The sequence below is a fragment of the Rhodopseudomonas sp. AAP120 genome (assembly GCF_001295845.1).
Lineage (GTDB): Bacteria > Pseudomonadota > Alphaproteobacteria > Rhizobiales > Xanthobacteraceae > Rhodopseudomonas.
In genome coordinates, this window is the sequence record NZ_LJIC01000225.1 from 1 (window position 1) to 22,324 (window position 22,324).

Sequence of the window (22,324 nt, forward strand, 5' to 3'; positions counted from 1 at the left end):
TCGGCTCGGCGGCCGGAGGCGGCTGAATGCCCTGCTGATCCGGCAGCCGGGCACCCGGATCGAGCAGCGGCTGCGGCTGCGGCGCTGCGCCTGAGGCCGCCGCCATCAGCATGTCCTCGTGGGTCGCCACCGAGGCGGCGAGCTGCTTCACCAGCACGCCGAGTTCGCCGATCTCGTTGAGCGCCACCTGGGTGCGGTCCTGGCTGGCCGAATTGGCGGCGATGATCTTGGCCTCGACGGCGGCGAGGCGCCGGCCGAATTCGGCGATCTGGCGGGCGAGGTCGGCGGTTCCGTTCGACAGGTCGGCGATCTGGTGGCTGGCTTCGGAGCGGTCACCGAGCCGGATCGACACCGCATGATACAAAATGAACAGCGCCAGCGCCGCCAGCGCCACGATGGCGGATTGCAGCAGGTTGAAGCCGGCAAGCGCGTACACCACCGTGCCCAGCGACACGGAGATCAGCACCATGCAGATCGCGACGAAAAGGGTCGAAACTCGGATCATTCAGCGCCGGATTCCCTGCCGATCCCGCATCATTGGTGATTCGGCGGACGAGTCCACTGGATTCGTCCGCCGGATCCGGGATTGAGCAGGGCGCCCGGGTCCGGGCGCCGGGCCGTCGTCAGGCGACCGCGCGGATCACCTTGGCGACCTTGTCGACGATTTCGCCGATCTGGTCGTCGCTCATGATCAGCGGCGGGGTCAGCGCCAGCGTGTCGCCGGCGATGCGCAGCATCAGGTCGTGGTCGTGGAACGCCGAGTTCATCGACTCGAAGCCGCGCTTGCCGGGGCCGTCGGCCGTCGGCGCGAGGTCGATGCCGGCGGTGAGGCCGACGGTGCGGATGTCGAGCACGTTCGGCTCCGACTTCAGCGACAGCACCGCGTCGGCGAATTTCGGCTCCAGCGCCTTGGCGCGCTCGAACAGTTTCTCGTCGCGGTAGATGTCGAGCGTGGCGAGGCCGGCCGCGCAGGCCAAGGGATGCGCCGAGTAGGTGTAGCCGTGGAACAGCTCGACGGCGTAATCCGGGCCGGTCATGAACGCGTCGTGGATCTCGCTCGAGGCGATCACGCCGCCCATCGGCACCGCGCCGTTGGTGACACCCTTGGCGAAGGTGATCATGTCGGGCGTGACGCCGTAGCGCTCCGCCGCGAAGGCGAAGCCGAGGCGGCCATAGCCGGTGATCACTTCGTCGAAGATCAGCAGGATGCCGTGCTTCTTGGTGATCTCGCGCAGCCGCTTGAGATAGCCCTTCGGCGCCGGCAGCACGCCGGTGGAGCCGGCCATCGGCTCGACGATCACCGCCGCGATGGTGTTGGCGCCGTGCAGATTGACGAGGCCTTCGAGCGCGTCGGCGAAGTGCGCGCCGTAGTCCGGCTCGCCCTTGCTGAACGCCTGCTTGTCGCGATCATAGGTCGCAGGCAGATGGTCGACGCCGTTGAGCAGCGTGCCGAACATCTTGCGGTTGTTGCCGATGCCGCCGACCGCGGTGCCGCCGAAGCCGACGCCGTGATAGCCGCGCTCGCGGCCGATGAAGCGGGTGCGCGAACCCTGGCCGTGGATCTGCTGCCAGGCCATCGCGATCTTCAGCGCGGTGTCGGCGGCTTCCGAGCCGGAGTTGCAGAAGAACACGTGGTCGAGCCCGGCCGGCGCCAGGTCGGCGATCCGGCTGGCGAGTTCGAACGCCTTCGGCTGGCCGAACTGGAACGGCGGCGAGAAGTCGAGCTCCTCGGCCTGCGCGGCGATCGCCGCGGAAATCTGGTCGCGGCCGTGGCCGGCGTTGCTGCACCACATGCCCGAGGCGGCGTCGATGATCTTGCGGCCGTCCGTGGTGAAATAATGCATGTCCTTGGCGCCCGCGATCATCTTCGGCGCGCGCTTGAAGGCCCGGTTCGCAGTGAACGGCATCCAGAACGCCTCGAGGTCGTTCGGCACGTTGACGGCGGACGTGGGCTTGCTCTTGTCTAACATAGCGCTCCTCATATGCGCGGGGCTGGGTTGCGGACGGCGCGGCAGGCTAGCAGCTTCGGGGTGGCACGGAAATGCCGCGAGCCCGCACATTTGCGTGGGGCTTCCATCCGATAGGGGCTGCCGAAGCTCATAAACCACGCAGTTCGCCCGCGATTTGCGCTGGATCACACCTCCCAGCCTTGCTGCAGGGCAGAGCGGCTGGTACCAACCCGGCCCTGAGCGAAAAAGGCGACCATGGCTGACAAACCGAAGAAACCGCAGAAACTGCGCGCGCGGCTGCCGCGCGGCCTGGCCGATCGCGGCCCCGCCGAGATCGCGGCGACGCGCGCGATGGTGGAGAAGATCCGCGAGGTCTACGAGCGCTACGGCTTCGAGCCGGTCGAAACCCCGGCGTTCGAATACACCGACGCGCTCGGCAAATTCCTGCCCGATCAGGACCGCCCCAACGAGGGCGTGTTCTCGCTGCAGGACGACGACGAGCAGTGGATCAGCCTGCGCTACGACCTGACCGCGCCGCTCGCCCGCTACGTCGCCGAGAATTTTGATGCACTGCCGAAGCCGTATCGCAGCTACCGCTTCGGCTGGGTGTTCCGCAACGAGAAGCCGGGCCCGGGCCGCTTCCGCCAGTTCATGCAGTTCGACGCCGACACCGTCGGCGCCCCGACCGCCGCCGCCGACGCCGAAATGTGCATGATGGCCGCCGACACCATGGAAGCGCTCGGCATGCCCCGCGGCAGCTACGTGGTGAAGGTGAATAACCGGAAGGTGCTGGATGGGGTGCTGGAGGCCATTGGGCTTGGTGGTGACGAGAACGCTGGGCGTAGGCTCACGGTGCTACGTGCGATCGATAAGCTGGACAAGTTCTCTCACGAAGAGGTTGCGAAGCTCCTAGGGCACGGCCGCTGGGATGGAGGAGAAGAGGGCAAAGGCGACTTCACAAAAGGGGCGGAGCTTGAGCCCAAGGCCATACAAACTCTCCTGGACTACGTCAGTGCCCAGTTCAGTACTGGCAATGCTGAAGGTCTCTTGGCGGCTTGGTTTGCTCGCTTCGATCAATGGAAGAATATCGTCAGAGAATCTCAGATCGGCGTCGATGGTGTCGGCGAGCTGGGTAACATGGCAGAGATCGTAGTAGGCGCTGGCTACGGCGAAGACCGAATTCGCTTTGAATCCTCCGTCGTCCGCGGTCTCGAATACTACACCGGCCCGGTCTACGAGGTTGAACTGCTGCTCGATACCAAGGACGAGAAGGGCCGCCCGGTGCGGTTCGGCTCGGTCGGCGGCGGCGGGCGCTATGATGGTCTGGTGTCGCGCTTCCGCGGCGAGCCGGTGCCGGCGACCGGATTCTCGATCGGCGTGTCGCGGTTGCAGGCGGCGCTGACGCTGATCGGCCAGCAGGATAACAAGCCGCAGCCGGGTCCCGTGGTGGTCACCGTGTTCGGCGGCGACATCGCCGGTTATCAGAAGATGGTCGCAAGCCTCCGCCAGGCCGGCATCCGCGCCGAATTGTACTTGGGTAACCCCAAGCACTCGCTCGGCCAGCAGATGAAATACGCCGACAAGCGCAACTCGCCCTGCGCCATCATCCAGGGCTCGGACGAGAAGGCCCTGGGCATCGTCCAGATCAAGGACCTGGTCCTCGGCGCCGAACTCGCGTCGCTGGAAACGGACCGCGACGAATATCTGAAGAAGCAGGCCGAAGCGCAGTTCTCCTGCAAGGAAGATGAACTGGTCGCCAAGGTACAGGATCTGCTGCAGCGGCGCGGGGTGAATTGGAGTTAGGTCGACGCGCGAGTTGAACCCTCTCCCCTTGTGGGAGAGGGTCGCTTCGCGCAGCGAAGCGGGGTGAGGGGTCGAGGGCCTTCACCGAGCTTGCAGGTCCCCCTCATCCGTCGCGGACTGCGTCCGCGCCACCTTCTCCCACGAGGGGAGAAGGATCAAATAATTAGCGCCTCAGCGCGCGACATCAGGGAGAACCACCATGCCCGAGATCACCATCAACCTCGCCGTCGGCCGCACCGACGAGCAGAAGACCGCCGTGATGCGCGACATTTCCGACTCGATGGTCAAGCATCTCGGCGTCAAGGCTGAAGACGTCGTCATCCAGATCAACGAAGCCCCGCTCGCCAACAAGATGAAGGGCGGCAAGACCTTCGTCGAGCGCAAGGCCGAGCAGGCGAAGTAAGCCCATCCGTCATTGCGAGCCAATGGGTCGGCGCGCCGCGCCGCCCGACGACAGGCTCCGCGAAGCAATCCAGAGGTCTCGAGCACGAAGCTGGATTGCTTCGTCGGCTTCGCCTCCTCGCAATGACGGAGAGGCCTGCCCAATAAGCGTTAATACCCTCTCGTTCGTCATTCCGGGGCGCGCGAAGCGCGAGCCCGGAATCCATACCCCCCGTGCTGATTGTTTGGCCGTTGGCTTGCCGCGCCCGTCTTCATCGCTGACACTGGGGATATGGATTCCGGGTTCGCGAGCTGCGCTCGCGCCCCGGAATGACGAACGCTGAGACATTGCCAGGAAGCACACGAGGCCCTCATGGACGCGCGCGATATTATCACTGTCGGCATGAGCGCCGAGCGGCAGATCACGGTGGCGCTGGAGCAGACGGTGCAGCATTTCGTGCCGTATATGCCGCCGGTGTTCGCGACGCCGCTGATGATCCTGGAAATGGAGATGACCTCTGGCGAGGCGATCCATCCGGCTCTGCCACAGGGCTGGGTGACGGTCGGCACCGGCGTCGACATCCGGCATCTGACGCCGGCGCTGGTCGGGCAGGTGGTGCGAACGACGTCGAAGGTGATCTCGGTCGAGCAGCGCAGCATCGGCTTCGACGTCGCCTGCTGGGTCGGCACCCGCAAGATCGGCGACGGCAAACACCTGCGCGGTTTGATCGATGTCGAAGCGTTCACGGCGCGGTTCAAGGATTGGTAGCACCGCCCCTCCGCGACGCCGGCGCACCGCCTTTCCCCAAGTCATTCCGGGGCGCGCGGCGAAGCCGTGCGATCCCGGAATCTAACGCCGGCACTGTGCTCGCCGCTTCTTCGTCACAACATCGAGATTCCGGGTTCGCTCGCCGCGCGAGCGCCCCGGAATGACGGGGGGGCTAAAGGCGAAGAAGCGGGGCGCTATGCAGCCGTGCCGCTCAGCGCCCCTCTCTCAGCCACGCCGCCGCGAACGCGCCCAGCAGCAGTAACAGCCCGATCAACCCCGTGAACATCGGCAACACGCCGACGCCGCGGACGACGCTGGCGTCGCGGATGCGGATGCCTAGCCAGTTGTCGCCGCGGAACGACGTCGCCGAATGCACCGGGATGATGCGCGGCAGCTCGACGCTGCCGCTGTCGGCGATGCGGCGGGCGTCGCCGCCGGTCGTCTGCGCAAGAGGCTTCAGCGTATCCGGCGTCGAGGTGACCTCGGAGAATTCCTTCGGGTTGACCGGGCCGACATTGATCAGCGCCTTCAGCGTGCCGTCGGTCGCCTGCCACAGCCCGAGCTCGTCCGCCGGCAGCGTCGCGCGCCAGGTGCCGGGATCGTTCGAGGTCAGCGTCAGCTGCTTGGTCTGGCCGGACGGCGACGTCACCGTCACCGGCGGCACGTTGTCCGCCATGGTCTGCCGGATCACCTGCAGGTCCTTGCCTTCGACCTTGAGCCGCAGGGCTTCTTCGTCCAAATCAGGCTGCTTCATCAGCCAATGCGACATCCGCCGCAGCAGATCGAGATGCGGACCGCCGCCCTCATAGCCGCGCGCCCACAGCCAGATGTGGTCGCTCAGCAGCAGCGCAACGCGGCCTTCGCCGTAGTGCGACAGCAGCAGCAGCGGCGCGTTGTCGGCCGCCGTCATCAGCGGCGGCGTGGTGGCGTTGCGGGTGTCGACGGTGCGGAAGAAGCGGCTCCATTTCGGCGGCTCGGAATTCGAGCCCTCGAGCCCGCGCGTCACCGGGTGGCGCTTGCCGGCGTCGGACAGATGCGCGTGGAACGGCTTCTCGGTAACGCCGACCGGCTCGGCCGGCAGCAGCGAGTCGAGCGGTGTGCGCCAGATCGAGGTGGTCGAGGCGTAGTCCGGCCCGGCCGACACCAGCACCGCGCCGCCGTTGCGAACATAGCGGGCGATGTTGTCGAAATAGGCGATCGGCAGCACGCCCTGGCGGGCGTAGCGATCGAAGATGATCAGTTGAAACTCGTTGATCTTCTGCTGGAACAGCTCGCGGGTCGGAAACGCGATCAGCGATAGCTCGTTGATCGGCGTGCCGTCCTGCTTCTCCGGCGGCCGCAGGATGGTGAAGTGCACGAGGTCGACGCTGGCGTCGGACTTGAGGAGATTGCGCCAGGTGCGCTCGCCGGAATGCGGCTCGCCCGACACCAGCAAAACGCGCAGCTTGTCGCGCACGCCGTCGATCGACACCACGGCGCGGTTGTTGACGGTGGTGAGTTCGTTTTCCACCGGCGAGGCTTCGATCTCGACGATGTTGGGGCCGGCGTGCTTGATCTCGACGTCGATATTGACGGTCTGGCCGCTGGCGACGCTGCGCTCGTTCAGCGTCTCGCCGTCGCGGCGGACGACGACGCGTGCGCGCTCACCGCTGATGCCCTGGTCGTCGAGCCGGTAAGTAATCGTCTGGACCTGGCCGACGATGCCGAAGCGCGGCGCCGCCACGATGGCGATGCGGCGGTCGCGCTCGTTGCTGCGGCCGGTGATCAGCGCATGGACCGGCGCCTGGAAGCCGAGCGCGGCGGCGTTCGCCGGAATGTCGTGGACGCGGCCGTCGGTGATCAGGAACGCGCCGGCGACGCGGTCGGTCGGCACGTCGGACAGCGCCGAACTCAGCGCGCCGAACAGCTTGGTGCCGTCGGTCTCGCCATCGGCCTGGCCGGCCTCGACGACGCGGACCTCGACGCCCTTGAGCTGCTTCAGCCGTTCGACCAGCTGCTCCTTGGCCTGCTCGGCCTCGGCGGCGCGGGTGCCGAAATTCTGGCTCGGGCTCTTGTCGACCACCACCGCGGCGACGCTCGACAGCGGCTCGCGCTCCTCGCGCGTGAACGACGGATTCGACAGCGCCAGCAGGATCAGCGCCAGCGCCGCAATCCGCACCCACGCCCCGCGCGACCGCCCAAGCAGCAACACCAGCGCGATCACCGCAATGGCGGCAAGCGCCACCCACAGCACGGCGACAGGAACTAATGGCGCGAAGGCGATGCCGTATTGCATCAAGTACTCCCTATGCTTTCGTCATTCCGGGGCGCGCGAAGCGCGAGCCCGGAATCCATAACCACCGCCGGGAGTTTCCGGGCCTGCGCCGCTTGCGCGGCGCATCCCGGAATGACGACGCGAGTTCATTGCTCTCTCCGTCATTGCGAGGAGCGAAGCGACGAAGCAATCCAGCGCCGCAGGCGGGGCCTCTGGATTGCTTCGCTTCGCTCGCAATGACGGGGAGAGGTCATCCTACTGCCCCAGCCGCTCGATCAGCGCGGGCGCATGCACCTGGTCGGCTTTGTAGTTGCCGGTCAGGGTGTACATCACGATGTTGACGCCGGCGCGGAAGGCGAATTCGCGTTGGCGCGGTTCGCCCGGGGTCAGCGGCAGCATCGGCTGGCCGTCGGGGCGCATCGCCCAGGCGCCGGCGAAATCGTTGGACGTGATGATGATCGGCGACACACCGTCGCCGCCCCGCGCCGGGCGGGTGGTGTCCTCGTCGTCGTTCTCGCGCGGCAGCGCCTCGACCCAGGTCTCGCCGGCGGTGAAGCGGCCGGGGAAGTCGCGCAAGAGATAGAACGTCTTGGTCAGCACGTGCTCGCGCGGCACCGGTTCGAGCTCGGGCACGTCGAGCGACGATAGCAAATTGCGCAGCGTCTGCATGCCGGGCGTCTGCGAGCCGCCGTTCGGGCCGGCCGGCGCTTCGATCGCGTCGCGGGTGTCGAAGATCACCGTGCCGCCCTGCTTCATGTAGGCGTCGATCTTGTTGAGCGCCTCCTGCGACGGCTTCGGCGCGCCGGCGATGATCGGCCAGTAGATCAGCGGAAAGAACGACAGCTCGTCGCGCGCCGGGTCGATGCCCATCGGCTCGCCGGCCTCCAGCGCGGTGCGCTGCGCCAGGAACAGCGTCAGGCCGTTCATGCCGGCCTTGACGATGGAATCCACATCGGCATTGCCGGTGACGACATAAGCCAGATGCGTCTGCGACGTCGCCTTGATGGCGAATTCGTCCTGTGCGGCGTCGGCGAAGCTCGGCCGCGGCAGGCCGGCGAGCGGCAGCGTCAGCATCAGCGCCAGTGCCGTGGTTGCGGCCCGGCGGCGGCGCGACAGCAGCGCGGCGAGTCCGCCGCCGAGCAGCGCGACAATCAGCGCGTCGAGCGCGAACAGGCCGAGCGAAGAGGCGAGCAGCATGCCGCGCAGGTCGCGCGGCTCGGCGGTGGTGTAGGCGGCGCGGCGCGCCGCGATCGCCGAGGTGTCGAGCGGCGCCAGCCGGTCGGCGGCCGCCAGCGTGTTGACGGCGATCGGGCCGTCGGCGGGGCCGTAGAAGCCGGGCGGATGATCGGCGCTGCCGCGATCGCGCCAGTCGGTCGGGATCGGCTTGGCCGAGGCGGGCGGCGGGCCGAATGCGCCGAAGCCGTCGAGCGTACGCAGCGGCGCGACCGTTTCGGCCGCGTTCGTATCGGCAGCGACGCCGGCGCCCGGCGCCGAGGTGTAGCCCGACATGTCGACCAGCCGGCGCAGCATCTCGACGAAGGTGCCGGACATCGGCAGATCCGACCAGCGCATATCGGCGCTGACGTGGAACAGCGTCACCACGCCCTTGCCGCGATGCTCGCCGGTGACCAGCGGCGTGCCGTCGGCGAGCGAGGCCCAGCTCTTGGTCGCCAGTACCGCGTCGGGCTCGGCCAGCACCTGGCGATTGACGGTTACGTCGGCCGGCACGGCGATCCCGGCAAACGGGCCGTCGGCCGCAAACGCGGCGAGCTTCTGCGGCTTCTCCCAGGTCAGGCTGCCGCCGAGGCTGCGGTTGCCCTGGCGCAGCTTCACCGGCACCAGATCGTCGTCGTCCTGCCGTGCCAGCCGCGGGCCGGCGAACCGAACCAGCACGCCGCCTTGCGCGATCCAGGCGTCTAGCCGCTGCCGGATTTCCGGCGACAGCGCGCCGACATCGGCCATCACGATCATCGGCAGCTTCTGGTCGAGGAATTGCGTGATCACCTGCTGCGGCGCGCCGCGGTCGCCGAGCCGGACGTCGGCGAACGGCGCCAGCGCGCGGGTCAGATAGAACGTCGGCGCCAGCAGCGGCTGCGCGGTGTCGGTGCTCGCGCCGGAGACGATGCCGATGGCGCGGCGGCGCCAGCGCTTGTCGAGCAGTTGCACGGCACCGGCCGAGCGCTCGCCGGCGATCTCCAGCCGCGAGATGTCGTTGCGCAGTTCGACCGGCAGTTCGAACGAAGCGTCGGTCTCGCGATCCAGCGGCGGGAAGTTGAACGCAGCTTCGCCGATCGGCGCGCCCTTGGCGTCGAGCGCCCGCACCGTGCCGGTGTCGATGCCGCCGGCCTGCGCGCGCAGCACCTTCACGGTCATCTTGGCGGCAGCGTTCTCGGCCGCGGCGAGCGCGTGCGGCGGCGCTGCGCCGCCTTCGACGATAGTGACGTTGCGGCCCTGCAGCAGCTTCGCCAGTGCGCCGACAAACTCGCCGCCACGTCCGGTATCAACGCCGTCGGTCAGCCAGACGATCTCGGCATCGCCGCTCGTCTTGAGGAAGCGCTCGACCGGCGCCAGCGCTTCGACGCGCTCGACCGCATAAGGCTTCGGCGACAACTGGCGTAGCGACACCCGCGCGGTACCGGCCGGCATCAGCACCGGATCGCGGGTCGCTTCGGATAACGGTGCCAGCGCCACCGCACGCCGTGAACTATCCGCCTCGGCGATCAGCTCGTCGGCCGCCTTGATGCGCAGTTCCCAGTTCGACGCCGAGCTCCAGCCGTCGTCCAGCATAATTAGCAAGGGGCCGCCACTGCCGCCGGCGGCGGTCTGCGGATTCCAGATCGGGCCGGCGAGGGCGAAGATCACCAGCGCGGCGGCGAGCATGCGCAGCGCCGTCAGCCACCACGGCGTGCGCGATGGCGTCTCTTCCTTCGGGGCGATGTTGAACAGCAGCCTCGTCGGCGGAAAGTCGATGCGGCGCGGCTTCGGCGGCGTGACGCGCAGCAGCCACCACAGCGCCGGCAGCGCCAGCAGGCCGAACAGCAACAGAGGTTGGGCGAAGGAGAGGGGCAAGCCGCCGATCATGCGCCGAGCCCCGCTTTGCTGCCGGGCGCACCTTTGGCCGTGGTCATGCCGGCGTGCAGGAACAGCAGCAGCTCGGCGGCCGAGCGGCTGGTGGTGTGAGTCGAGAACAGCCAGTCGAGCTTGCCGGTCTCGGTCCGGATGGCGTCACGATGCGCGGCGACCAGCGCCACGTAGTCGGTCGCCCAGGTTTCGGCGCGGCCGGCAGTGATCGCGCCGCCGCCTTCGGGCTCGACGAATTCGACGCGGCCGGCGAACGGAAAGCTCTCTTCGGACGGATCGACCACCTGCACCAGCGAGCCGTGCGCGCCGGAGGCGGACAGGCCAGCCAGCATCTTCTGTATGTCGCCGACCGGCGCCCAGAAATCCGACAGCACCACGATCTCGGCCAGCGACGACGGCACGAAGGACGGCGGCAGGCTGTCGCGCGCGGTGGTGTCGTGCAGGATCGCCTGCGCCATCTTGTCGATCACGTTGCTACTCGAGGTCGGGTTCATCAGGCCCGGCACGCCGACGCGTTCGCCGCCGGCGACCAGCAGCTCGGCCAGCGCGAAAGTGACGATCAGCGCGCGTTCGAGCTTGCTGTCGCGCACGCCCTTCGACGCATAGGCCATCGAGGCGGAGCGGTCGGGCCACAGCCAGACGGTGTGCGCGGCTTCCCACTCCAGTTCGCGGACGTAGAGATGATCGTCGCGCGCCGAGCGGCGCCAATCGACGCGCGTAGCCGGCTCGCCGGAGACGAAGCGGCGATACTGCCAGAAGTTCTCGCCGGCGCCGGCGCGGCGACGGCCGTGCAGGCCGTGGGTGACGTTGTTGGCGATGCGGCGGGCTTCGAGCATCAGGCGCGGCAGCGACGCCGCGAGCGAACGGCTTTCGCCATCTGCGCGCCTGACTGCCAGCGTCTCCTTGTTCGGCTGCTCGGTCGCCTGCGCCATCAACCGATCCGGCTCTTGAGCTGGCGGATCACGTCCGGAATGGTGCGGCCTTCGGCGCGCGCCGAGAAGGTCAGCGCCATGCGGTGCTTCAGCACGGGCTCGGCGAGATCGAGCACGTCGTCGATCGACGGCGCAAGCCGCCCGTCGAGCAGCGCGCGGGCGCGCACCGCCAGCATCAGCGACTGGCTGGCGCGCGGGCCGGGGCCCCAGGCGATCAGCTTGCCGAGATCGCCGGCTTCGGGACCGGGACGCGCCGAGCGCACCAGTGACAGGATCGCTTCGACCACGGAATCACCGACCGGCAGCCGGCGCACCAGCCGCTGCGCCGACACCAGCAGCTCGGCATTCATCGACACCTTTGGCGCGCTCTGCTCGGCGCCGGTGGTGTCGAACAGAATGCGGCGCTCGGCGTCGCGGTCCGGATAGTCGACGTCGATTTCCATCAGGAAGCGGTCGAGCTGCGCTTCGGGCAGCGGGTAGGTGCCTTCCTGCTCTAGAGGGTTCTGGGTCGCGAGCACGTGGAACGGCTTCGGCAGATCGTGCCGCGCGCCGGCCACGGTGATGTGCTGCTCCTGCATCGCCTGCAGCAGCGCCGATTGGGTGCGCGGGCTGGCGCGGTTGATCTCGTCGGCCATCAACAGCTGCGCGAACACCGGACCGGCGATGAAGCGGAACGAGCGCTTGCCGGCGGTGGTCTCGTCGAGCACTTCGGCGCCGAGGATGTCGGATGGCATCAGGTCGGGCGTGAACTGGATGCGCTTGGCATCGAGGCCGAGTACCACACCCAGCGTTTCCACCAGCTTGGTCTTGGCGAGGCCGGGCACGCCGATCAGCAGCGCATGGCCGCCGGCGAGAATCGTGACGAGCGTGTTGTCGACGACGCGCTCCTGGCCGAAGATGACGGTGGCGATCGCCTCCTTGGCGGCGCGCACGTCGCTGGCGATCTGCTCGGCCGAGCGGATGATGACGTCTTCAAGCTTCTCGACACTGTCCGCTGCCATCCGGCTCTCCTGTTACGCTCGTCCCTGCCGCGTCGCCGGCCGTCCAGCCCGATCCGGCACGGCGGCATCGTACCGCTTTCGCCCGCATGCTAGGCTGCCCGCTGCTTTGAAGCGAAGGCTATGGTTTTATTGGCCAAATCTATCCCCACATTATGAGCAACACGGAGTTGCGCCCATCACGATGTGGAGAGTTAACCCATGTTGCACGTTGTCGAAGATGTGCAGCTATCGTGCCAAATCAGAAAGTTCAGGGTCAGGGTAAACCATGGCGAAGCAAGGGCAGACCGCGAACCGCAATCTCGACGGATTGACCACCGCCGCGCGTGACGCGGCCGGGCAGGCCGCCGCGGGAAAAGGCCTGCCGCCGGTGCATCTGTGGAATCCGCCGTTCTGTGGTGACCTCGACATGCGCATTGCCGGCGACGGAACCTGGTTCTATCTCGGCACGCCGATCGGCCGTCCCGCTCTGGTCCGGCTGTTCTCCACCATCCTGAAGCGCGAAGACGGCAAGCACTTCCTGGTGACGCCGGTCGAGAAGGTCGGGATCACGGTCGACGATGCGCCGTTTCTTGCCGTCGAAATGGCCAAGGACAGCGACGCGCGCGGACCGTTGCTGCGCTTCCGGACCAATGTCGATGATTGGGTGACGTGCGACGCCGACCATGGCCTGCGCTTCGAGGTCGCGGAGGACGGCGGTTTGATGCCGTATCTGCACGTCCGCGCCGATCTGTGGGCGAAGGTGACGCGGGCGTTGTATTACGATCTGGTTGACATCGGCGAGGAGCGGATGGTCGATGGGGTGCCGAAATTCGGCATTGCTTCCGGCGGCGCATTCTTTGCAATGGCCGACGCGGAGCAGATGAGGGAAGCGCTTTGAACTGGGACGCACTTTGAACGAGCCGACGATGACGATCGAATCTGCCCCGGGCAGCATCAGTTCGGCCGACTTCTTTGATCGCGCCCAGCGGCGTTTGCGGTTCGATGTGCCGCCGGCGCTGACCGACGCCAGCATCATTCCCGCGACCGGCGATGCCGGCACCGACCGGATGCTGCGGCTGATCGCCGACGAGCGGCCGATCCGCCCGGCCGCGGTGCTGATTCCGGTGATCGAGCACGCCGAGCCGACCGTGCTGCTGACGATGCGCGCCGCGCATCTCAACGATCATGCCGGCCAGATCTCGTTTCCCGGCGGCAAGATCGACGCCACCGACAATTCGCCGCTCGACGCCGCGCTGCGCGAGGCTGAGGAGGAAATCGGGCTCGATCGCTCCTACGTGGAGCCGATCGGCTATCTCGACGTCTACGGCACCGGCTTCGGCTTCCGCATCCTGCCGACCGTGGCGCGGGTGCGGCCCGGCTTCGAGCTGACGATCAACAAGGGCGAAGTCGACGACGCGTTCGAGGTGCCGCTGTCGTTCCTGATGAATCCCGGCAATCACCAGCTGCACAGCAAGGAGTTTCGCGGCGCGCAGCGCTCCTACTACGCGATGCCGTTCGCCGAACGCTACATCTGGGGCGCGACCGCGGGCATCCTGCGGGTGCTGTACGAACGGATCTGCCTGCCATGATCCGTGCGATCCTGACGGAAGTCGCGATCTTCCTGATCCCCTTCATCCTCTACGCGGTCTATCTGGTGATCACGCGGGCGGCGCTGACGCATCGCTCGTCCTGGCCGTTCCGGATCGTCGCCTGGCTGCTGATTGCGGCGCTGGCGCTGGTGATCATCAGCCTGCTGCTGCTGGTGCACTATTCGGGCGCGCCGCCGGGCGCCACCTATGTGCCGGCGCACGTCGAGGACGGCCGGCTCGTCCCTGGAACTGAAAAATCCGGAGCCGAAAAATGACCGGCGCGGTGGTGCGTGCCGATGCGCCCTGGCTGCATGACGGCCCGGCCGCCAAGGTGCTCGCACTGCTGAACGGCGGCGGCGAGGAGGCGCGCGTGGTCGGCGGCGCGGTGCGCAACGCACTGCTGCAGCTGCCGATCGGTGACGTCGACATTGCCACCACGGCGCTGCCCGACGAGGTGGTCCGCCGCGCCAAGGCGGCCGGCATCAAGGCGGTGCCGACCGGCATCGAGCACGGCACCGTGACGCTGGTGCTGGAGGGGCACGGCTTCGAGGTCACCACGCTTCGCGAGGACGTCGAGACCTTCGGCCGCAAGGCCAAGGTCGCATTCGGCCGCGACTGGGTCCGCGACGCGCAGCGCCGCGACTTCACCGTCAACGGTCTGTCGCTCTCGCCCGACGGCGTGGTGCACGATTATGTCGATGGCCTCGCCGACATCGCGACGCGGCGGGTGCGGTTCATCGGCGATCCGGATCAGCGCATCGCCGAGGACTATCTGCGCATCCTGCGGTTCTTCCGCATCCACGCCGCCTACGGCGCCGGCGCGCCGGAGCGCGACGGGCTGCTCGCCTGCATCCGCGGCAGCGGCGGCCTCGCCACGCTGTCGGCCGAGCGGATGCGGATGGAGATCCTCAAGCTGATGGTGGCGGACGGCGCGCTGGCGTCGGTGGTGGCGATGGCCGATGGCGGCCTGCTGCTCAAGGTGCTGGGCGGCGTCAGCTATCCGGGTACGTTCGCCGCGATGATCGCCGCCGAGGCGGCGCTCGGGCTCGATCCCGATCCGGTGCGGCGGCTGGCGGCGTTGGCGGTCGCGGTCACCGAGGACGCCAAGCGGCTGACGCAGCGGCTGCGGCTGTCGAATGCGGAGAACAAGCGGCTGGATTCGATGGGGCACCGCTGGTGGCGGCTCGCCGGCATGGACGAGGCGACCGCGCGGCGGCGGCTGTATCGGCTCGGCGAGGCCCGCTTCCACGATCGCATGATGCTGGCCTGGGCGCGGGCCGGCAGCCGGGCCGATCCGGCGTATTGGCGCGAGCGGATCGCGCTGCCGCAACGCTGGCGTGCGCCGGCGTTCCCGCTCAAGGCCGCCGACTTCATCGCCCGCGGCTTCGCGGCCGGGCCGGCGCTCGGGCATGTGCTGACGCTGGCGGAGGATGCCTGGCTGGCGGCGGATTTTCCGGTCGATGCCGCGAGGCTGCAGGCGATCGCCGACCAGACGGCGGCGCGGTTCGCCCGCGATCATCTGCTGTAGCTGATATGTCCGTTGCGGCCCCGGACCAGGTCCAGGGCCGCATGGTCGTCAGATCGGGCGGCGCGACGCGCGCAAGTCGCGCTCAGGCGACCTTGCTGGACTCCGCATCCTCGTCTTCGTCTTCGTCCTCATCTTCGTCGTCGTCTTCATCCTCGACTTCGATGGCTTCGAGCACGGCGAGCGGCAGGGTCTCGCGGAACAGGTCGCCTTCTTCGCCCATCCACACGCACACCGCGTCATCGGCGCGGGCTTCCGCCACCGTCATCGCCTGGCCGCCGGATTTCAGAATCACGACGTCGCCCGGTTTCAAGTTCATGTTTGGCTCCGCTGGAAAGAATGATCACGCGACCAGCCTAGCGAGCCCCCATGACAGGCCGATCACGGCGCGCGCGCGTCCCTAACGGATTCCGATCACCTTGTGGGTCTGGACGCTGAGCCGCCATTGCGGGTGGCGCAGGCAATAGTCGATCGCCTCGCGGGTGTTGTCGAGCTGCCGCGGGCCGTCCATCGGTTGCAGTGCAAACCGCTCGAAGGCCAGGTGATGGAACTGGTCAGGCATCGCCCCGGCCTGCGGGTACACCAGCTTGAGTTCGTTGCCGCGCTGCACGCGGAGCGGCGCGCCGGCTTTCGGGCTGACACAAACCCAATCAATTCCGTGGGGTGGCTCGATCGTGCCGTTAGTTTCCACGCCGATCGCGAAGCCTTGCTTGTGCAGCGCATCAATTAGTTCCGCGTCGAGCTGAAGGAGCGGCTCGCCGCCAGTGATCACTACGTAGCGATCGTGATCGTCGCCGATCCATTGCGCTGCAATAACAGCCGCGAGCTGATCAGCATCCGCATAGCGACCGCCGAGCGTGCCGTCGGTGCCGACGAAGTCGGTGTCGCAGAATTTGCACACTGCCTGATCACGATCCTGCTCGCGCCCGGTCCACAGATTGCATCCGGCAAATCTGCAGAACACCGACGCGCGTCCGGCATGCGCTCCTTCGCCCTGCAGGGTCAGGAAGATTTCTTTCACCGCGTAGCTCAACTCGTGTCCTTTACTCGTCTCGGGTCTGTCGCAGCGCCTCGCCGACCACCAGCGCGGCGGCCATCGCGACGTTGAGCGAGCGCATCGCCGGCTGCATCGGGATCACCACCTGCGCATCCGCCGTATCGGCGACTTGTTGCGGTACGCCAGCGCTTTCTCGGCCCAGTAGCAGCACGTCAGTGGATCGGTAACGCTGTTCGAGATAGGGCGTTACGCCTTTCGTCGTAAGTAAAATCACGCGGCAGTCGGCGCTATCCCGCCATTGCATGAATTTTGACCAGGAATCGTGCCGGACGATCGTTACCTGGTCCAGATAGTCCATTCCCGCGCGACGGAAATGCCGATCGGATATCGGAAAACCAGCCGGCTCGACGATGTGAGCCTCGACGTTCAAACACGCGCAAAACCGAAGAATAGTGCCGGTGTTTTGAGGAATGTCGGGCTGGTACAGGGCGATCCGCATTCCGTAATGCTCCGTAGCAACTGAATCATAACTCGCGAGGTGACAAGACGGCTCGGTCGAATTGTCCGAGCCGCGGCGATTAGCCCTTCGCGGGCTTGCGCTCTACCGGCAAGGGTGCCAATAGATCGATTCTGAACTGTCTGTTTCTAGCTGAACGGCTGACGACAAGCAGCTGTTGGATGCGTGGGCTGCGGAGTTCGGCGACCCTGCCTCGGGCGATTATTCGCACCTGCCAGACCCGCTTCGCCGGCCGCAGAGATGAAAGGGCTTTGGATCGTGACGACAGAGACTTCGGCGGAACCGACACGCCGTGATTTTCTCTACATCGCAACCGGCGCCGTGGCTGCTGTCGGAGCAGCGGCGGCCGTGTGGCCGTTCGTCGCCCAGATGAACCCCGACGCCTCGACCATCGCCGCCGGCGCGCCGATCGAAGTCGATCTCACTCCGATTGCCGAAGGGCAGGACATCAAGGTGTTCTGGCGTGGCAAGCCGATCTACATCATGAACCGCACCAAGAAGCAGGTCGAGGAAGCCCGCAACGTCGCGCTGTCGGCGTTGCCCGATCCGCAGACCGACCAGGAGCGCACCAAGGAAGGCCACGAGCAGTGGCTGGTGGTGATCGGCATCTGCACGCATCTCGGCTGCATCCCGATCGCCCACGAGGGCAATTACGACGGCTTCTTCTGCCCGTGCCACGGTTCGCAATACGATTCGTCCGGCCGCATCCGCCAGGGGCCGGCGCCGCTGAACCTTCCGGTCCCGCCCTACCAATTCGTCTCCGACTCCAAAATCCAGATCGGCTGACGCTCCCGCGTCCAGCGTCGTCGCTATATCCCTTGCTTAGGATCGCATCATGAGCGGACCATCGACCTATCAGCCACAGAACCCTTTCATGAAGTGGCTCGAGCAGCGCCTGCCGATCGCCGGCCTGGTTCATTCTTCCTTCATCGCCTATCCGACCCCGCGTAACCTGAACTACTGGTGGACGTTCGGCGCCATCCTGTCGATGATGCTGGCGGTGCAGATCGTCACCGGCATCGTCCTGGCGATGCACTACACCCCGCATGTCGATCTCGCCTTCGACTCGGTCGAGCGCATCGTGCGCGACGTCAATTACGGCTGGCTGCTGCGCAACATGCACGCCGCGGGCGCGTCGATGTTCTTCATCGCGGTTTACGTGCACATGCTGCGCGGCCTGTATTACGGCTCGTACAAGGCGCCGCGCGAGGTGCTGTGGATCCTCGGCGTCATCATCTATCTGCTGATGATGGCGACCGGCTTCATGGGCTATGTGCTGCCGTGGGGCCAGATGAGCTTCTGGGGCGCCACCGTCATCATCAACCTGTTCTCGGCGGTTCCGTTCGTCGGCGACAGCATCGTGACGCTGCTGTGGGGCGGCTACTCGGTCGGCAACCCGACGCTGAACCGGTTCTTCTCGCTGCACTACCTGCTGCCCTTCGTGATCGCCGGCGTCGTCGTGCTGCACGTCTGGGCGCTGCACGTCACCGGCCAGAACAACCCGGCCGGCGTCGAGCCGAAGACCGAGAAGGACACCGTCCCCTTCACGCCGTACGCGACGATGAAGGACGTGTTCGGCATGTCCTGCTTCCTGATCTTCTACGCCTGGTTCATCTTCTACATGCCGAACTATCTGGGCGACCCGGAGAACTACGTTCCGGCCAACCCGGGCGTGACCCCGGCGCACATCGTGCCCGAATGGTACTACCTGCCGTTCTACGCCATCCTGCGCTCGATCCCGAACAAGCTGCTCGGCGTCGTGGCGATGTTCGGCGCGATCCTGGTGCTGCTGTTCCTGCCCTGGCTGGACAGCGCCAAGGTCCGCTCGTCGCGCTACCGGCCGCTCGCCAAGCGCTTCTTCTGGGGATTCGTCGCCACCTGCCTGATGCTCGGCTGGCTCGGCGGCAAGCCGGCGGAAGGCATCTATGTGGTGCTGGGACGCGTCTTCACGTTCTTCTACTTCGCCTACTTCCTGATCGTGCTGCCGCTGCTGTCGCGGGTCGAGAAGACCCTGCCGGTGCCGAACTCGATCGCCGAAGACGTGCTGAACAAGGGCAAGATCATGAAGGCGACGGCCGCGAGCCTGTTCGCGGTGCTGCTCGGCGGTTCGCTGCTGGTCGGCGGCGTGCAGACCGCCAAGGCCTCGGAAGGCGGCGAGACGCCGCCGTCGCTGAGCTGGAGCTTCTCGGGGCCGTTCGGCACCTATGATCGCGCCCAGCTGCAGCGTGGCTTCAAGGTCTACAAGGAAGTCTGCTCCGCCTGTCACTCGCTGAAGCTGCTGCAGTATCGCAACCTCGCCGAGCCGGGCGGCCCGGGCTTCACCCTCGATCAGGCCAAGGCGATCGCCGCCGAGGCGTCGATCAAGGACGGCCCGAACGACGCCGGCGAAATGTTCGAACGCCCCGGCCGTCTCGCCGACACGTTCCACTCGCCGTTCCCGAACGAGCAGGCGGCCCGTGCGGCCAATGGCGGCGCCGCTCCGCCGGACATGTCGCTGCTCGCCAAGGCGCGGTCCTATCCGCGCGGCTTCCCGCAGTTCGTGTTCGACCTGTTCACCCAGTTCCAGGAGCAGGGCCCGAACTACATCGACGCGCTGCTGCAGGGCTATCAGGACCCGCCCCCGGAAGGCTTCGCGCTGCCGGACGGCTCGTACTACAACAAGTGGTACCCGGGCCATTCGATCAAGATGCCGCCGCCGATCTCCGACGGTCAGGTGACCTATGACGACGGCTCGCCGCAGACCGTGCAGCAATACGCCAAGGACATCTCCACCTTCCTGATGTGGGCCGCGGAGCCGCACATGGAAGCCCGCAAGCGCCTCGGCCTGCAGGTCATGATCTTCCTGATCATCCTCAGCGGCCTGCTGTACTTCACCAAGCGCAAGGTGTGGTCGAACGTGCACTGAGCACGGCGCACCTCACCACCCGCGCGCAAGACGATCGCGTGACAGAAAGCCCCCCTCGCGGGGGCTTTTTTGTTGTGCGTTTGCGCGCGGACCGGTCGCGGTGAGGGCGATTGCATCCGCCCGGGACTGCGGACAATATGCGGCGCAATGCAGTGCAACCCACGGAGGAAACATGGGCACGATCATCACCTTCAAGCGTCCCGATGGCAAAGAGGCGAGCGGCTATCTGGCCAATGCGGCCCGCGGCAACGCGCCGGGCGTCGTCGTGATTCAGGAATGGTGGGGCCTGTCCGAGCAGATCAAGGGACTGACCGATCGCTTCGCGCTGGCTGGTTTCGATGCGCTGGCGCCGGATCTCTACAACGGCAAGGTCGTGCCCTATCACGACACGGACGCCGCCAACGCAGAGATGAGCTCGCTCGACTTCATGGATGCGACGACCCAGACGGTGCGCGGCGCGGCGGCCTATCTGTCGCGCAACGGCGCCAAGGTCGGCCTCACCGGCTTCTGCCTCGGCGGCGCCGTGACGGTGATCGGCGCGTGCAAAATCCCCGAACTCAGCGCTGCGGTTGTGTTCTACGGCATTCCGCCCGAGCAGGCCGCCAAGCCGTCGGACGTGCGCGTGCCGATGCAGGGCCACTTCGCCAATCGCGACGACTGGTGCACGCCGCAGGTGGTGGATGCGTTCGAGAAGGGGCTGAAGGAAGCCGGCAAGGACGCGGAGTTCTTCCGCTACGAGGCCGACCACGCCTTCGTCAACGAGCAGCGCGCCGCGGTGCATGATCGCGAAGCTGCGGAACTCGCGTGGTCGCGAGCGACGCAGTTCTTTGGAAAGCATCTCGGCTGATCGTGAGCCGCCGGCGGATTGCCTCTAAAATTTGAGCTTTCGCCTGAACATTTGGAAGAAGGCTTGCTGCGATAACGCTGTCAGATCTACGAGGACAGCAATGGTTGACAAAGTTGTAAAGCCGGGCCGCATCATCGATTTCGCGAACTATCAGCGAGCGCAGCGGCCGAGTCGGGCAACAGCGATGAGCGGCCGGTTCTGCCGATATTGCGGAGCGGCGTTGCTCGACGACGACCGCGAGGAGGATTGCTCGAGCGCGGGCATCCTGCAGCAAGCCCCGACGCGAACCCGGCCCCCGCGCCGGTTCCGCGCGGACTAAGCATCGTCCCGATCGAAACCAAAGCGCCGGTTCTGAGCAATCAGAACCGGCGCTTTCGTTTCGTTGAGGGGCACGAACCGGGCCCGCGTCCTGCCAGCCTTGTGCGGTGCCTCTTCCGTGTTGCCGAGGACATGCGGAAGCGCGCGGACCGCCGGGGCAGCCCAGCCATCACGCAATTAGCCAGCAACTAAGTAACTAGAGGTGGCTGAGAATTCGTCTTGAGTTCTGGGGCAGTCGCTCAGGCCAACGGTCGATGGTTGGAAATCTGCAATCGCTTTCCATCGACGGCGGCGCGGCCAAAGCCATCAGGTCGTTGCGAGGCGCGGGCATCGAAGTCCTACCTCGTTCCATGGGCGGCAATGGAGACATCTTCCCACTGTTCCCAAGTCTTGATGCGCTGTTCATACGCATCCCTGAATCGCGGGATCGTTGTGGCTCCGAGAACCAGACGTAACGGTGGCTCTTCGGCGTCGACGACATTGAGAATGGCAGCAGCGGTTGCGGACGGATCGCCTTGGTCCGCGGGCTTGAACCCGGCGCGGACGGCTTGCCGGACCACATCATATGCATCGATGCTGGGCCCGGTTATCGCCGAGGCTCCAAATCCTGTCGCAAAACTTCCCGGTTCGATGATCGTCACTTTGATCCCGAAACCTGCGACTTCGCCCGCCAATGCTTCGGAAAAAGCTTCCACGGCAAATTTCGTGGCCGTGTAGGCGCCTCCTGTCGGAAAACTTAGGATGCCGCCAATGCTCGAGACCGTCAGGATATGCCCGGAGCCTTGTTGCCGAAGAACCGGCAGAACGGCTTGAATGACGGACAGCGATCCGAAAACGTTGGTCTCGAAGTTGGCCCTGACGGCGTCGATGTCGAGTTCTTCGACGGCGCCCATGTATCCGTAGCCGGCCCCGCTGACGACGACGTCGATCCGACCGAAATGTCGGTGAGCCACGGCAACGGCGTTGAACACCGCAGAGCGGTCGGTGACGTCGACCGTCTGCGCCAAGACATTGTCGCCATAAGTTGCGAGGACATCCGCAAGATCATCGATGTTACGGGCTGTGGCCGCCACCTTGTCGCCGCGTGCAAGCGCCGCCTCGGACCAGAGGCGGCCAAAGCCCCGCGATGCACCCGTTACGAACCAGATCCTTTTCTGCGGCATTCCCGCTCCTTCGGCCGTCATTACACTCAGTGCGATATTATTTTACACTCAGTGCAAAAATGTCAAGCCTTAGTCGGTTTTGCATGGATGCAGGGGTTTCTGTGGCCTTCGCTCGGACCCGAGGCGAGGCGCTGCAGCCTTCCGGACTTAAGGTGATTGAGCGCTCCAGCGGCGTCATTGCGAGGAGCACTTGGATCGGCGCTTCGCGCCGTCCGAGTACAGGCTCCGCGACGAAGCGATCCAGATCAGCGCACTGCGCTGGATTGCTTCGCGGAGCCTGTCATCGGGCGGCGCTTCGCGCCGACCCGTTGGCT

At 66.4% G+C, this 22,324-nt stretch carries 19 protein-coding genes and 1 pseudogene; 10 read left to right on the forward strand and 10 right to left on the reverse strand.

Translation table 11 applies throughout. From position 1 onward, the window contains the following. Both IP86_RS27650 and aptA read right to left on the reverse strand, forming a co-directional pair. Nucleotides 1-505, reverse strand: a pseudogene (locus tag IP86_RS27650) (EAL domain-containing protein); the annotation flags it as partial. 118 nt (nt 506-623) lie between these two features. Further along, complete coding sequence (gene aptA / locus IP86_RS27655) at nt 624-1,970, reverse strand: omega-aminotransferase AptA (protein ID WP_054165664.1); 1,347 nt, start codon at nt 1,968-1,970, stop codon at nt 624-626. Between the two features lie 234 nt (nt 1,971-2,204). Here aptA and hisS point away from each other — a divergent pair, with 234 nt between their 5' ends. From hisS to IP86_RS27670, 3 genes are all read left to right on the forward strand, one after another. Beyond that, complete coding sequence (gene hisS / locus IP86_RS27660) at nt 2,205-3,752, forward strand: histidine--tRNA ligase (protein WP_054165665.1); 1,548 nt, start codon at nt 2,205-2,207, stop codon at nt 3,750-3,752. A 199-nt stretch (nt 3,753-3,951) separates the two neighbouring features. Further along, on the forward strand, nt 3,952-4,155 hold the full coding sequence (locus IP86_RS27665; protein WP_054165666.1) for a tautomerase family protein: 204 nt from the start codon (nt 3,952-3,954) through the stop codon (nt 4,153-4,155). 351 nt (nt 4,156-4,506) lie between these two features. Next, complete coding sequence (locus IP86_RS27670; RefSeq protein WP_054165667.1) at nt 4,507-4,902, forward strand: thioesterase family protein; 396 nt, start codon at nt 4,507-4,509, stop codon at nt 4,900-4,902. A 211-nt stretch (nt 4,903-5,113) separates the two neighbouring features. On the opposite strand, the gene IP86_RS27675 is transcribed toward IP86_RS27670, so the two are convergent. From IP86_RS27675 to IP86_RS27690, 4 genes are all read right to left on the reverse strand, one after another. Further along, nucleotides 5,114-7,177 carry a hypothetical protein gene (locus IP86_RS27675; RefSeq protein ID WP_054165668.1) on the reverse strand — a complete coding sequence of 688 codons (2,064 nt, stop codon included), beginning with the start codon at nt 7,175-7,177 and terminating at the stop codon, nt 5,114-5,116. 234 nt (nt 7,178-7,411) lie between these two features. Continuing rightward, nucleotides 7,412-10,237: a DUF4159 domain-containing protein gene (locus IP86_RS27680; RefSeq protein ID WP_054165669.1), complete on the reverse strand. Its 2,826-nt coding sequence runs from the start codon at nt 10,235-10,237 to the stop codon at nt 7,412-7,414. Next, nucleotides 10,234-11,169, reverse strand: a complete 936-nt coding sequence (locus tag IP86_RS27685) for a DUF58 domain-containing protein (RefSeq protein WP_054165670.1) — start codon at nt 11,167-11,169, stop codon at nt 10,234-10,236. The genes IP86_RS27680 and IP86_RS27685 overlap by 4 nt, the downstream gene beginning before the upstream one ends. Next, nucleotides 11,169-12,170 carry an AAA family ATPase gene (locus IP86_RS27690; protein WP_054165671.1) on the reverse strand — a complete coding sequence of 334 codons (1,002 nt, stop codon included), beginning with the start codon at nt 12,168-12,170 and terminating at the stop codon, nt 11,169-11,171. Before IP86_RS27690 ends, IP86_RS27685 begins: the two co-directional genes overlap by 1 nt. A 265-nt stretch (nt 12,171-12,435) precedes the next feature. On the opposite strand from IP86_RS27690, the gene IP86_RS27695 reads away from it, so the two are divergent. From IP86_RS27695 to IP86_RS27710, 4 genes are read left to right on the forward strand one after another with little or no spacing between them, the layout of a single operon-like run. After that, entirely contained in the window at nt 12,436-13,047 is a 612-nt protein-coding gene (locus IP86_RS27695) for a DUF1285 domain-containing protein (RefSeq protein WP_054165672.1), read from the forward strand. A 28-nt stretch (nt 13,048-13,075) separates the two neighbouring features. Further along, on the forward strand, nt 13,076-13,738 hold the full coding sequence (locus IP86_RS27700; RefSeq protein ID WP_082364305.1) for a CoA pyrophosphatase: 663 nt from the start codon (nt 13,076-13,078) through the stop codon (nt 13,736-13,738). Further along, nucleotides 13,735-14,013 carry a DUF6111 family protein gene (locus tag IP86_RS27705; protein WP_054165674.1) on the forward strand — a complete coding sequence of 93 codons (279 nt, stop codon included), beginning with the start codon at nt 13,735-13,737 and terminating at the stop codon, nt 14,011-14,013. Before IP86_RS27700 ends, IP86_RS27705 begins: the two co-directional genes overlap by 4 nt. Beyond that, complete coding sequence (locus IP86_RS27710; RefSeq protein WP_054165675.1) at nt 14,010-15,266, forward strand: CCA tRNA nucleotidyltransferase; 1,257 nt, start codon at nt 14,010-14,012, stop codon at nt 15,264-15,266. Before IP86_RS27705 ends, IP86_RS27710 begins: the two co-directional genes overlap by 4 nt. A gap of 82 nt (nt 15,267-15,348) precedes the next feature. On the opposite strand, the gene IP86_RS27715 is transcribed toward IP86_RS27710, so the two are convergent. The 3 genes from IP86_RS27715 to IP86_RS27725 all read right to left on the reverse strand — a co-directional run bounded on the left by IP86_RS27715 (nt 15,349) and on the right by IP86_RS27725 (nt 16,759). Next, on the reverse strand, nt 15,349-15,582 hold the full coding sequence (locus tag IP86_RS27715) for a YodC family protein (RefSeq protein WP_054165676.1): 234 nt from the start codon (nt 15,580-15,582) through the stop codon (nt 15,349-15,351). Nucleotides 15,583-15,663: 81 nt separating this feature from the next. Next, nucleotides 15,664-16,296: a 7-carboxy-7-deazaguanine synthase gene (queE, locus tag IP86_RS27720; protein ID WP_054165677.1), complete on the reverse strand. Its 633-nt coding sequence runs from the start codon at nt 16,294-16,296 to the stop codon at nt 15,664-15,666. A 10-nt stretch (nt 16,297-16,306) separates the two neighbouring features. Then, nucleotides 16,307-16,759 (reverse strand): tRNA (cytidine(34)-2'-O)-methyltransferase, encoded by a 453-nt coding sequence (locus IP86_RS27725; RefSeq protein ID WP_054165678.1) that lies wholly within the window; start codon nt 16,757-16,759, stop codon nt 16,307-16,309. A gap of 276 nt (nt 16,760-17,035) precedes the next feature. Here IP86_RS27725 and petA point away from each other — a divergent pair, with 276 nt between their 5' ends. The 3 genes from petA to IP86_RS27740 all read left to right on the forward strand — a co-directional run bounded on the left by petA (nt 17,036) and on the right by IP86_RS27740 (nt 20,529). Further along, on the forward strand, nt 17,036-17,563 hold the full coding sequence (petA, locus tag IP86_RS27730; protein ID WP_054165683.1) for a ubiquinol-cytochrome c reductase iron-sulfur subunit: 528 nt from the start codon (nt 17,036-17,038) through the stop codon (nt 17,561-17,563). A 49-nt stretch (nt 17,564-17,612) separates the two neighbouring features. Next, nucleotides 17,613-19,682: a cytochrome c1 gene (locus IP86_RS27735; RefSeq protein WP_054165679.1), complete on the forward strand. Its 2,070-nt coding sequence runs from the start codon at nt 17,613-17,615 to the stop codon at nt 19,680-19,682. 172 nt (nt 19,683-19,854) lie between these two features. Beyond that, nucleotides 19,855-20,529 carry a dienelactone hydrolase family protein gene (locus tag IP86_RS27740; protein WP_054165680.1) on the forward strand — a complete coding sequence of 225 codons (675 nt, stop codon included), beginning with the start codon at nt 19,855-19,857 and terminating at the stop codon, nt 20,527-20,529. A 656-nt stretch (nt 20,530-21,185) separates the two neighbouring features. On the opposite strand, the gene IP86_RS27750 is transcribed toward IP86_RS27740, so the two are convergent. Next, nucleotides 21,186-22,010, reverse strand: a complete 825-nt coding sequence (locus IP86_RS27750; RefSeq protein WP_054165682.1) for an SDR family NAD(P)-dependent oxidoreductase — start codon at nt 22,008-22,010, stop codon at nt 21,186-21,188. Nucleotides 22,011-22,324: the final 314 nt, after the last annotated feature.

Coding starts and splice junctions, on each gene's coding strand:
- IP86_RS27690 (WP_054165671.1), bottom strand. CDS start 12,170: ATGGCAGCGGACAGTGTCGAGAAGCTTGAAGACGTCATCATCCGCTCG.
- IP86_RS27715 (WP_054165676.1), bottom strand. CDS start 15,582: ATGAACTTGAAACCGGGCGACGTCGTGATTCTGAAATCCGGCGGCCAG.
- IP86_RS27665 (WP_054165666.1), top strand. CDS start 3,952: ATGCCCGAGATCACCATCAACCTCGCCGTCGGCCGCACCGACGAGCAG.
- IP86_RS27725 (WP_054165678.1), bottom strand. CDS start 16,759: ATGCGGATCGCCCTGTACCAGCCCGACATTCCTCAAAACACCGGCACT.
- IP86_RS27700 (WP_082364305.1), top strand. CDS start 13,076: ATGACGATCGAATCTGCCCCGGGCAGCATCAGTTCGGCCGACTTCTTT.
- IP86_RS27680 (WP_054165669.1), bottom strand. CDS start 10,237: ATGATCGGCGGCTTGCCCCTCTCCTTCGCCCAACCTCTGTTGCTGTTC.
- IP86_RS27750 (WP_054165682.1), bottom strand. CDS start 22,010: ATGCCGCAGAAAAGGATCTGGTTCGTAACGGGTGCATCGCGGGGCTTT.
- IP86_RS27740 (WP_054165680.1), top strand. CDS start 19,855: ATGGGCACGATCATCACCTTCAAGCGTCCCGATGGCAAAGAGGCGAGC.
- IP86_RS27670 (WP_054165667.1), top strand. CDS start 4,507: ATGGACGCGCGCGATATTATCACTGTCGGCATGAGCGCCGAGCGGCAG.
- IP86_RS27695 (WP_054165672.1), top strand. CDS start 12,436: ATGGCGAAGCAAGGGCAGACCGCGAACCGCAATCTCGACGGATTGACC.
- IP86_RS27675 (WP_054165668.1), bottom strand. CDS start 7,177: ATGCAATACGGCATCGCCTTCGCGCCATTAGTTCCTGTCGCCGTGCTG.
- IP86_RS27710 (WP_054165675.1), top strand. CDS start 14,010: ATGACCGGCGCGGTGGTGCGTGCCGATGCGCCCTGGCTGCATGACGGC.
- IP86_RS27685 (WP_054165670.1), bottom strand. CDS start 11,169: ATGGCGCAGGCGACCGAGCAGCCGAACAAGGAGACGCTGGCAGTCAGG.
- hisS (WP_054165665.1), top strand. CDS start 2,205: ATGGCTGACAAACCGAAGAAACCGCAGAAACTGCGCGCGCGGCTGCCG.
- aptA (WP_054165664.1), bottom strand. CDS start 1,970: ATGTTAGACAAGAGCAAGCCCACGTCCGCCGTCAACGTGCCGAACGAC.
- IP86_RS27705 (WP_054165674.1), top strand. CDS start 13,735: ATGATCCGTGCGATCCTGACGGAAGTCGCGATCTTCCTGATCCCCTTC.
- IP86_RS27735 (WP_054165679.1), top strand. CDS start 17,613: ATGAGCGGACCATCGACCTATCAGCCACAGAACCCTTTCATGAAGTGG.